Genomic DNA, 9,789 nt, shown 5'->3' with positions numbered 1-9,789 from the left:
GCCTCGGCGAGCCGCTCCTCGGGCAGCTCCCCGGCGGTCACCGCGGCGACGATGGCGTCGCGCAGGTGCCGGGCGTCCTGTTCGCGGGCCCGTTCCCCGCCGACGCAGATCGCGTCGGCGCCGGCGGCGAGGGCCCGGACCGCCGCGCCGGCGAAGCCGTACCGGTCGGCGACGGCCCGCATCTCCACCGCGTCGGTGACCACCACCCCCTGGAAGCGCAACTCCTCGCGGAGCAGCCGGCCGAGGATGCGCGGGCTGAGGGTGGCCGGCAGCTCGGGGTCCAGCGCGGGCACCAGCAGGTGCCCGGTCATCACGGCCTGCACGCCGGCCGCCACGGCGGCCCGGAAGGGGGCCAGCTCGACGGCGTCGAGGCGGGCCCGGTCGCCGCCGATGCGGGGCAGGTCATGGTGCGAGTCGATCCGGGTGTCGCCGTGGCCCGGGAAGTGCTTCGCGCAGGCGGCCACCCCGCCGGCCTGGAGTCCGCGGACCCAGGCGGCGGTGTGCCGGGCGACCAGGGCGGGATCGGCGCCGAAGGAGCGGACGCCGATCACCGGGTTGTCCGGATTGGAGTTGACGTCGGCGTCCGGCGCGTAGTTGAGGGTCACGCCCGCGGCGGCGAGCTCGGTGCCAAGGTCCCGGGCGACCGCCTCGGTAAGCGCCGGGTCGTCGACAATGCCGAGGGCGAAGTTGCCGGGCCGGGAGCTGCCGCGGGCGGACTCGATCCGGGTGACGTCGCCGGCCTCCTCGTCGATGGCGACGATGACGTCCGGCCGTTCGGCGCGCAGCGTCGCGGTGAGCGCGGCGAGCTGCTCGGAATCGACGATGTTGCGGGCGAAGAGGACCACCGAGCCGAGCCCTTCGCCGAGCCACCGGCGGATCCACGGTGGCGGGGTGGTGCCGACGAACCCGGGTTGCAGGACGGCGGCGGCGAGGCTCGCCAGGTTGCCCATCGGTGCGCTCATGCCGGTCCCGTACCCCCGCTTTTCCCACTGCCGGACGGCCCGCTAGCTGCGGCGGTGCAGCCATGGTCACATCGCGTCCCGGAATAGTCAATAAACCTTACTGTTTCCGCCTGGCGTCGCCCCGACCCCCGTGGGAGAGTGCCCGCATGGACCCCGCGCTGCTGGCCGACGCGACGAGCCCGGCCGACATCCCCGGCGTACGGCTGCTCGGCCTGGTGGTCGGCGGCCTGTTCCTGCTCATCGCCATCCGGGCGATGTTCCGCCGCTGAGCAGGCCCGACGGGTTCGGTCCACGCCGGCGCGGGTACCGCCTCGTTGTCAGGTTGGTGCGGAGGGGCACCGGAAGGCGGCGAGGGGGAACCATGAAGATCGGCTACTTTCTGTCCAGCGAGGAGTACACCCCGGCGGAGCTGCTGGAACAGGCCCGCGGTGCCGAGCGGGCCGGCTTCGAGGCACTGTGGATCTCCGACCACTACCATCCCTGGGTGGACGCGCAGGGGCAGAGTCCGTTCGTCTGGTCCACCATCGGCGCGCTCAGCCAGGTCTGCTCGCTGCCGGTGACCACCGCGGTCACCTGCCCGACGGTCCGCATCCACCCGGCGGTGATCGCCCAGGCCGCCGCGACCAGCGCGGTGCTGCACAACGGCCGGTTCGTGCTCGGCGTGGGCACCGGCGAGGCGCTCAACGAGCACATCTTCGGTGACGCCTGGCCGCAGGCCGACGTCCGGATGGAGATGCTGGAGGAGGCGGTCGAGGTCATGCGCGAGCTGTGGCAGGGCGGCTTCGTCAACCACCACGGCAAGCACTACACCGTCGAACACGCCCGGGTCTACACGCTGCCGGCCACTCCCCCGCCGGTCTACGTCTCCGGCTTCGGTCCGAAGGCGATCGACCTGGCCGCCCGGATCGGCGACGGCTACGTCAGCACTATGCCTGACGCCGAGATGGTCCGCCGGTTCCGCGACAACGGCGGCGGCGACAAGCCGTGCCAGGCCGGCTTCAAGGCCGCGTACGCCGACAGCGAGGACGAGGGCGCGCGGATCGCGTACGAGAAGTGGCCGAACGCCGGCGTGCCGGGCGAGCTGTCCCAGGTGCTCCCCTCACCGAAGCACTTCCAGCAGGCCGCGCAGCTGGTCAAGCCGGAGATGATGAAGGAGTCGTTCGTCTGCGGCAACAGCGCCGACGCCCACCTGGAGATGATCGACAAGTACGCCAAGGCCGGCTTCGACGAGGTCTACGTCGCCAACACCGGCCCGAACACCCAGGGACTGTTCGACCTCTACCAGCGCGAGGTGCTGCCCCGGCTGCGCTGAGCGCCGCCCTCCCGGGCCGGTCGCCGCGCCGGTTCGGGTCTCAGCGCGCCCCCAGCGCCCGGCACAGCCGTTCGTTGCCGGCCTCGGTGCCGAGCGCAGCCCGCTCCTGCGGGTGGTCGACGTACCAGCGCAGCACGTCGGTGAGGAACCACGGCTGCACCCGCAGCCAGGTGAGCTCCAGCACGGGTGCTCGCCGGACGAGCCCGCGCCGGTGGACCAGCTCGGGTCGGGCCACGGTGAGCACCAGCTTACGCGCCGAGGGCTGCCGCGCCGGCGTACCGGGCGCCAGGGCGGTCCACGGAACGGTCCGCCGGCCGAGCGGCTCGCGGACCTCGATGCCGGCCGGGGCCAGGTCGATTCGAGGACGCCCTTGGAACACCGCCGCGGCGAGCACCACGATCAGCACGGCGGCCAGCACCGCCAGCCCCACGTCAAGGAAGTCGTAGGACGCCGATGCCGCGGGGTCATGGAGCATCTGCCCGTCGACCACCGGCACGGTGAGCCCGGTGAGGAGCAGGATTTCGCCCGCGACGAACCAGCCGAAGCCCGGAGCGGGCGTCACCCGGAGCCGGCCATCCTCCGGCCACACCAGCAGCGCCGGTCGCCGCCAGGGCCGCCGCGCGGACAGTACCGCGGTGACGAACGCCGACAGGGCCAGCAGCAACGGCACCGGCCCGAGCAGGAGATCGAGCCAGCTGCCGGGTGCGCGTTCGGTGAAGACCGCCAGCGCACCGGCCGCCGCCGCCAGCACGAGCGCCGCCGTGACGCGGAACCGGTCGGCGGTGGCGCCGGCCGGTGGACGGATGAGGGAGACGACCGGAGCCTGGGTCGGTTGCATGCCCGCATCCTGGACCACCGGGTCAACCAGGTTCGCGGTGGGCCGGAGCGTGCGGCTGGTCGGCGGTCACGGCCGGACGATGCCGTGCAGCAGGGTGGCCACGACCTCGTCGATCAGGCGGGGCGTAGGCGCAGGCGCCGGCCCGGTCGGGTCGAGCAGCTGGCCGAGGACCAGGTCGTGGCAGACCCCGACGATGAGCGTGGCCACCGCCTCGGGGCTGGCGTCCCGGGCCACCCGGCCGAGCCGCTGCTCGCCGCGCAGGTATCCGGCCAGCTCCGTCCGGAGCCCGTGGCCGCCGCTGATCGGGTTCGGCAGCTCGGCGAGGCGGGCCAGCAGCCCGGGTTGGGTCACCACGCCGGCGAAGGCCGGCAGGATCGCCGTGTGCAGCGCCAGCGCGCGGTCGAGGTACGCCCGCAGGTTCGCCTCGACGGTCCCCGCACCGGGCTGCGGAGCCGTCCCCTCCAGTCCCGCCTCGGCCGCCCGCACGTGGGCGTGCAGCGCGTACGCGAGCAACTCCTCCTTGTCGGCGAAGTGGTTGTAGAGCACCCCGTCGGCCACCTGCGCCTCGCGGGCGATGTCGCGGACGGTCAACCCGGCCGTGCCGCGCCGGGCGACGACCCGCCCGGCCGCGGCGATCAGGTGCTCGCGCAGGCTCTGCTCGCCGCCCCGCAGCGCGGCCGCTCTCCTCGGTGACATCACCCGGCATCCTAGGCTCGGCGCCCGCGACCAGCGGGCGGTGTCGGCTCGCCTCGGGCCGGTCAGCCGGGACGGTGCGCGGTGACCAGCCAGGCGGTGCCGCGCAGGCGTACCGCGTCGGGCTGTTCGTACGCCCGCAGCGCGTCGGTCAGGGCCGCCCGCGCCCGGTCGGCGGTGGCCGGGTCGACCCGGTCGAGCTGGTGCCGGAGCGGTCCCCAGTCGGCGAGGAAGCCGGCGGCGTCGGCGGCGTCCCGGCCCCAGAGCTGGGACGCCGCAACCGGGGCGCAGTCCACCCCGGTGTAGCCGGCGGCGGTGAGCACGCTCCGGATCGCTGCCGGGTCGGCGAGGGAGAGCGGTTCGGCGACGGCGGTGCCGTCGGTCCCTGGCGGGGGCAGGTGGCCGGCGAGCGCGGCGAGCACCCGGCCGAGGTCGCCGTGGCGGATGTCGTCGAGGCAGACGAAGGCGAGCCGACCGCCGGGACGCAGCGCCCGGCCGACGTTGCCGAACGCGGCGACCGGGTCGGCGAAGAACATCACCCCGAAGCGGCTGAGCGCCACGTCGAAGGCGGCGGCCGGGAACGGGTACACCTGGACGTCGCCGCGGACGAACTCGACGTTGGCCACGCCCTCGTCGACGGCGGAGGCTCGGGCCCGGTCGAGCATGGGCGCGGAGAGGTCGACGCCGACGGCGTGTCCGGTGCCGGCGCGCGCGGCGGCCAGCCGGGTGAGCTGCCCGTTGCCGCAGCCGACGTCGAGGACCCGGTCGCCGGGGCGTACGGCGGCGAGCAGGGCATCGTTGAAGCCGCTGTTTACGCCGTCATAGCGATCCTGGTGCGCGGCCCAGTGCCGCCCCTCGTAGCCGTTCCACGCCTCCGCCTGGTGCCGGTTGACGATCGTCTCCATGCCACCCTCCCGTTATGAATGTCTGTTCATGAACGTACGTTCATACTGGCGATCGGGGTCACCGGCTGTCAACGTTTCGATGGTGATCGGCTCGGGTATCTCCGGCCACCAATGAACAGACACTCGGCGACGTTGCGCCGCGCGGCGCGCAGCCTCTTCGGCTGGACCACCCTCCGGCCCAACCAGCTGGCCGCGATGCGCGCGGTGATGAAGCGGCGCGACGCCCTGGTGGTCCTGCCCACGGGCGCCGGGAAGTCGGCGATCTACCAGATCCCGGCCAGCCTGATCCCCGGACCGACGGTGGTCATCTCCCCGCTGCTCGCCCTTCAGCAGGACCAGATCGCGGCGCTGAACGAGCGGCAACGCCCCGAGCTGCGGGCCGTCCGGATCAGCTCCGACGAGACCCCCGCGCAGCAGGCCGAGGCGATCGAGGAGGTCCGCGCGGGACGGGCCGAGTTCCTCTTCATCACCCCGGAGGCGCTCACCAGGCCGGAGCGGATGGCCGAGGTCCGGTCGCTCAAGCCGGCTCTGGTAGCGGTCGACGAGGCGCACTGCATCTCGGCCTGGGGGCACGACTTCCGCCCCGACTACCTGGCGCTCGGCCACCTCATCGACGACCTCGGCCGACCCCCGGTGGTCGCGCTGACCGCCACCGCCTCCCCGCCGGTACGCGAGGACATCATCGCCCGGCTCCGGCTGCGCGACCCCGAGGTGGTGATCTCCGGGCTGGACCGGCCGAACCTCTTCCTCGAGGTGGCGTACTGCCCGGACGACGACTACCGGTGGCGGCGACTGGTCGGGCTGCTCCGCGAGGACAAGCGGCCCGGCATCATCTACGTGCCCACCCGGCGGGCCGCCGAGGAGCTGGCCCAGCGGCTCACCGACGCCGGCTTCCCGTCGCAGTACTTCCACGGCGGGATGGCCACCAACGCCCGCAACGAGCTGCACGAGGCGTTCCTCGCCGACCAGGTACCGATCATGGTGGCGACCTCGGCGTTCGGCATGGGCATCGACAAGCCGAACATCGCCTGGGTGGTGCACATGGCACTGCCCGACTCCCCGGACAGCTACTTCCAGGAGATCGGCCGCGCCGGGCGGGACGGCGAGCCGGCCCGGGTGCTGCTGCTCTGGCGGGCCGAGGACGTCGGCCTGCAGCGCTACTTCAGCGGTGGCCTGCCCGACGAGAACGAGCTGCGCGACCTGGCGGCGCTGCTGCGCAAGCAGCCGCGGACCAAGAAGGAGCTGCGGGAGCTGTCCGGACTCGGCCCGCGCAAGCTCGGGCAGTACCTGTCGCTGCTGGAGCAGGTGGGCGCCGCCGAGCCGCGGCCGAAGCAGCACATCGGCGCACCCCGGTACGCCCCGAAGCCGGCCGAGTCCGGCCGGGCGGCGCTGGCCGAGGCGGAGCGGCAGCAGGCCGTCACCCGCTCGCGGACCGACATGATGCGCGCCTTCGCGGAGACCACGGGCTGCCGGGGGCAGGCGCTGCTGGCGTACTTCGGCGAGCAGATGAGCGAGGTCTGCGGGCACTGCGACAACTGCCATGCCGGTACCAGCATCGCCGACGACGGGGCGGTCGGGCCGTTCCCGGTGCACAGCCAGGTCCGGCACCCGGAGTGGGGCGCCGGCATGGTGATGAGCTACGAGGAGGACCGGATGACGGTGCTCTTCGACGAGGTGGGATACAAGACGCTGTCCGTGCCCGTGGTGTCCGAACAGGGTCTGTTGACGCTGGACTAACCTGAGCCGGGTTCCGGGCGCCGGCGGGCACGCCGGGCGGAAGCGGAACCGGCGGGACCACGAGACCAGGTGAGAGAGGTGTTGTTGTCGTGATCGAGCAGCCGGCGTACACCGGGTTCGGTTTTTCCGACGAGGAGTGGGGGCTGCTGGTCGGGCTGCCGCAGTCGGTCCTGACCGCGGCGAGCGCGGCCGAATCGGACGGCACCCGACGCACCATGGCCGAGAACGCCGCCGGACTGGAGATGATCTCCGCCGGCCGCGAGTCGGCCAGCCCGCTGGTGGCCGCGGTCGCCGGTGAGGTCGTCACCCGGGCGGGCGACCCGGAGGCCGGCGAGGAACTGCCGGTCATCGAGCCCGCCGACCCGCAGGCGATGATCGACGACGTGCTGGCCCGGGCGGGCGAGGCCGCCGCTCTGCTCGCCGCACACGTGGACGAGGGCGAGGCCGGCGCGTACAAGCATTGGCTGGTGGAGATCGCCGAGCAGGTGGTGACCGCGGCCTCCACCGGCGGCCTGCTCGGCCTGGGCGGGGACGTGGTCAGCGACTCCGAGCGCCGCTTCCGGGACCGGCTCTCCCAGGTCCTCAACGACTGACCCCGCCCCGATTCCCGGTAGGCTGCCGACCGGGACGCGGCTGGTTCGACCGGGACGGAGGACGCGATGCTGCCCCGGTACACCGTGGACACCGAGCTGGTGCCGCCGGCCGATCGGTTCGGCGTGTGGTTGGACATGATCTCCGGCTCGCCGGCGCCACTGCGGGTCCACAGCGAGCACGCGCACGACTTCGTGGCTCGGGCCGATTTCATCGAGCTCGGCCGGATGCAGCTCGTCCGGTACCGCTACCCGTCGGTGGACTGCGTCCGCACCCGCAAGCTGGTCCAACGCTCGGATCCCGACTACTACCTGCTCGCGCTGACCACCTCCGGTAAGGGCGCGTCGAGCCAGGAGGGGCAGCGCAGCGTCGTGGACGCCGGGGAGTTCACCTTCTACGACTGCTCCCGCCCCCACGAGGTCAGCCACTACGGCGACGACCACGGGCGGGAGGTGGTCGGGTCGGTCGTCGCCCTCATCCCGTACGACGCGTTGCCGTTCCCGCCGGGCCGGCTGGCCGCCCTGTTCGCCGGCCGGATGTCCGGCACCGAGGGGATCGGCGCGCTGCTCGCGCAGTACCTGATCCAGGTGGCCAGCCATCCCGAGCAGTACCACGCGGCGGACGCCGACCGGTTGGCCACCGTCGGGCTGGACCTCGCCTCCACCATGCTCGGCCGGCACCTGGTCTCCGATGATGCCGTGCCCACCGAGGTCCGCCGCCGGGCGCTCCTCGCCCAGATCCGCGCCCACATCCGGCAGCACCTCGGCGACGCGACGTTGAGCCCGCAGCTCATCGCCGACGCGCACCACATCTCCGTCCGGTCGCTGCACCGGCTCTTCGAGGACGAGCAGACCACCGTCGCCGCGTACGTCCGGGACCAGCGCCTGGAACGGTGCCGGCGCGACCTCGCGGACCCGACGCTGCGGGACCGGCCGATCCAGCTGATCGCCGCCCGCTGGGGGTTCCGGGACAAGGCGCACTTCAGCCGGGTGTTCCGGGCGGCCCACGAGCTGACCCCGCAGGCGTACCGGGCCCGCCACCTCGAACAGGCACGCATCGTCAACAGTCCGGCGTCCGTGGTCAACTCACAGCGGACATACTGATGGCCGGGCCGGCGGCCGGGAGACCGGGCGCACGGCCCACTGGTATCGGGGGGCCGTGGCGAGGCGCCCGCGACAGTTCGGTCGCGGGCGGCCGCCCGGTGTCGAAGACCCCGGCCATGCCGGCGGGAGGCACCGGTCCCCGCGCCACCGGCCGTCGACGGCCGCGCCGACTCCGGCCCCGTCGTCCTTCCCCCCAGGACCGACGGCGGGGCCGGTCAGGCCTCCTCCAGTAGCGCCAGGACGGCCTTCTCCGCGGCCTCGGGTGGCGTCTCCGCCTCCACCGGCGCCACCACCCCGTCGTGGTAGAGGTCCACCACCCGGGGATCCACGTAGGACGTCCGCGCCACGGTGGGGGTGTTGCCGAGCAGCTCGGAGACGCTGCGCATCACCGCTGCGACCGCCTTCCGCCGGGCGGTGACGGAACGCTGCGCACCGAGTGTGGCCAGCTCGGTCGCCGCCAGCACCGTCGCGTGCCAGGTACGGAAGTCCTTGGCGGTCATCTCCCCGCCGCTGGCGTCGCGCAGGTAGTCGTTGACCTCGTCGCTGCGCACGTCCCGCCAGCTCCGCCCGTCCCAGTAGCCGAAGAGCCGTTCCTCGGCGCGGCGCCGGCGGCGCAGGTTCGTCAGTACGCGGCACAGCTCCGGGTCGTCGATCCGGCGGACCTGCTCGATGCCGCCCTTGGCCGGGAACTCGAACACCACGCACCCCTGGCGGGAGCGGGCGTGTTCCGGGCGCAGCGTGGAGACGCCGAAGGTGGGGTCCTCCCCGGTGGCGTACTGGTCGTTGCCGACCCGGAACATGCCCATGTCGAGCAGCCGGGCCACCGTCGCCAGCACCCGGTCCCGGTTCAGTCCCCGGCCGGCCAGGTCGAGCTCGACCCGCTCGCGCAGCACCGGCAGCCGACGGGCCACCTCCAGCACGTGGTCGAACTTGGCCTCGTCCCGCTTCTCCCGCCACTTCGGGTGGTAGAGGTACTGCTTGCGCCCGGCGGCGTCGATCCCGGTGGCCTGGATGTGCCCGTTCGGGTACGGCGAGATCCAGACGTCCTGCCAGGCCGGTGGAATCACCAGCTCCTTCAACCGGGCGAGCACCTCGGGATCGCGTACCGGCTCGCCCTTCGCGTCGACGAACAGCCAGCCCTTGCCGCGCCGGCGGCGTCCATACCCCGGCCTGCCCGGATCACTACGCCGCAACCGCACCGGAGACCTGCACCGCCTGTTCCGCGTCGTCCACGGCGGCCAGCACCTCGTGGACCGGGACGGCCGCCAATGTCGCAGCCGTTCCTACCCCGTCGACCCCGCTCCAATCCATGCCGTGTCCGACCCGCGACGTGGCGTCGATGACGCGGTGCCGGGGGCGGTCCGGGGGCGGCCCCCACCGGGCCGGGGAGACCGTTCCGAAGAGCACCACCGAGGCGGTGCCGTACCCGGTGGCCAGGTGCGCCACCCCGGTGTCCCCACTCACCACCAGCCGGGCGCCGGCCACCAGGGCGGCCAGCTCGGCCAGGTCGGTCCGGCCGGCGAGTACCGCCTCCGGGGGCAGCCCGGCGTCGTGCGCCACCCGGGCGGCGAGGTCCCGCTCGTCGGCGGAACCGGTCAGCACCACCCGATGCCCGCGCCGGGTCAGCTCCCGGCCGACCGCGGCGAAC

11 protein-coding genes are annotated in these 9,789 nt (G+C 73.5%); 5 read left to right on the top strand and 6 right to left on the bottom strand.

The genetic code is table 11. The annotated features are described in order from the left end of the window. On the bottom strand, positions 1–962 hold a 962-nt coding region (locus DKL51_RS34445; RefSeq protein ID WP_311768106.1), incomplete at its 3' end, for a glycoside hydrolase family 3 protein. Positions 963–1,108: 146 nt separating this feature from the next. Between DKL51_RS34445 and DKL51_RS36845 the strand changes: the two genes are divergently transcribed. Continuing rightward, on the top strand, positions 1,109–1,231 hold the full coding sequence (locus DKL51_RS36845; RefSeq protein ID WP_260428779.1) for a hypothetical protein: 123 nt from the start codon (positions 1,109–1,111) through the stop codon (positions 1,229–1,231). A 92-nt stretch (positions 1,232–1,323) separates the two neighbouring features. Further along, on the top strand, positions 1,324–2,274 hold the full coding sequence (locus DKL51_RS34440) for a TIGR03557 family F420-dependent LLM class oxidoreductase (protein ID WP_109942724.1): 951 nt from the start codon (positions 1,324–1,326) through the stop codon (positions 2,272–2,274). A 40-nt stretch (positions 2,275–2,314) separates the two neighbouring features. Here DKL51_RS34440 and DKL51_RS34435 read toward each other — a convergent pair whose 3' ends face one another. The 3 genes from DKL51_RS34435 to DKL51_RS34425 form a co-directional block, all read right to left on the bottom strand. Then, positions 2,315–3,112, bottom strand: coding sequence for a PH domain-containing protein (locus DKL51_RS34435; protein WP_109942723.1), 798 nt, complete (start codon positions 3,110–3,112; stop codon positions 2,315–2,317). 66 nt (positions 3,113–3,178) lie between these two features. Further along, the gene (locus tag DKL51_RS34430; protein ID WP_109942722.1) at positions 3,179–3,808 is read right to left on the bottom strand and encodes a TetR/AcrR family transcriptional regulator; all 630 of its coding nucleotides are present in this window, start codon (positions 3,806–3,808) and stop codon (positions 3,179–3,181) included. Positions 3,809–3,870: 62 nt separating this feature from the next. Next, a complete protein-coding gene (locus DKL51_RS34425; protein WP_109942721.1) occupies positions 3,871–4,710 on the bottom strand; it encodes a class I SAM-dependent methyltransferase in 840 nt (279 codons plus the stop codon). A 111-nt stretch (positions 4,711–4,821) separates the two neighbouring features. Between DKL51_RS34425 and DKL51_RS34420 the strand changes: the two genes are divergently transcribed. The 3 genes from DKL51_RS34420 (at position 4,822) to DKL51_RS34410 (ending at position 8,141) form a co-directional block, all read left to right on the top strand. Next, positions 4,822–6,447, top strand: a complete 1,626-nt coding sequence (locus DKL51_RS34420; RefSeq protein ID WP_109942720.1) for a RecQ family ATP-dependent DNA helicase — start codon at positions 4,822–4,824, stop codon at positions 6,445–6,447. An 89-nt stretch (positions 6,448–6,536) separates the two neighbouring features. Beyond that, entirely contained in the window at positions 6,537–7,040 is a 504-nt protein-coding gene (locus tag DKL51_RS34415; protein WP_109942719.1) for a hypothetical protein, read from the top strand. A gap of 66 nt (positions 7,041–7,106) precedes the next feature. Continuing rightward, the gene (locus tag DKL51_RS34410) at positions 7,107–8,141 is read left to right on the top strand and encodes a helix-turn-helix domain-containing protein (RefSeq protein WP_109942718.1); all 1,035 of its coding nucleotides are present in this window, start codon (positions 7,107–7,109) and stop codon (positions 8,139–8,141) included. Between the two features lie 215 nt (positions 8,142–8,356). On the opposite strand, the gene DKL51_RS34405 is transcribed toward DKL51_RS34410, so the two are convergent. Further along, entirely contained in the window at positions 8,357–9,340 is a 984-nt protein-coding gene (locus DKL51_RS34405) for a DNA topoisomerase IB (RefSeq protein ID WP_109942717.1), read from the bottom strand. Next, positions 9,324–9,789, bottom strand: a 466-nt coding sequence (locus DKL51_RS34400; RefSeq protein WP_148097945.1) for a glycosyltransferase family 9 protein, incomplete at its 5' end; no start/stop codon positions are given. The genes DKL51_RS34400 and DKL51_RS34405, both read right to left, overlap by 17 nt.

This window comes from Micromonospora globispora, assembly GCF_003857015.1.
Taxonomy (GTDB): domain Bacteria; phylum Actinomycetota; class Actinomycetes; order Mycobacteriales; family Micromonosporaceae; genus Micromonospora; species Micromonospora globispora.
This window is presented reverse-complemented; position numbering and strand designations above follow the sequence as displayed.

Excerpts from the sequence above, each read along its gene's own strand:
- DKL51_RS34420 (WP_109942720.1), top strand. The coding sequence starts at position 4,822 with ATGAACAGACACTCGGCGACGTTGCGCCGCGCGGCGCGCAGCCTCTTC.
- DKL51_RS34440 (WP_109942724.1), top strand. The coding sequence starts at position 1,324 with ATGAAGATCGGCTACTTTCTGTCCAGCGAGGAGTACACCCCGGCGGAG.
- DKL51_RS34430 (WP_109942722.1), bottom strand. The coding sequence starts at position 3,808 with ATGTCACCGAGGAGAGCGGCCGCGCTGCGGGGCGGCGAGCAGAGCCTG.
- DKL51_RS34425 (WP_109942721.1), bottom strand. The coding sequence starts at position 4,710 with ATGGAGACGATCGTCAACCGGCACCAGGCGGAGGCGTGGAACGGCTAC.
- DKL51_RS36845 (WP_260428779.1), top strand. The coding sequence starts at position 1,109 with ATGGACCCCGCGCTGCTGGCCGACGCGACGAGCCCGGCCGACATCCCC.
- DKL51_RS34435 (WP_109942723.1), bottom strand. The coding sequence starts at position 3,112 with ATGCAACCGACCCAGGCTCCGGTCGTCTCCCTCATCCGTCCACCGGCC.
- DKL51_RS34410 (WP_109942718.1), top strand. The coding sequence starts at position 7,107 with ATGCTGCCCCGGTACACCGTGGACACCGAGCTGGTGCCGCCGGCCGAT.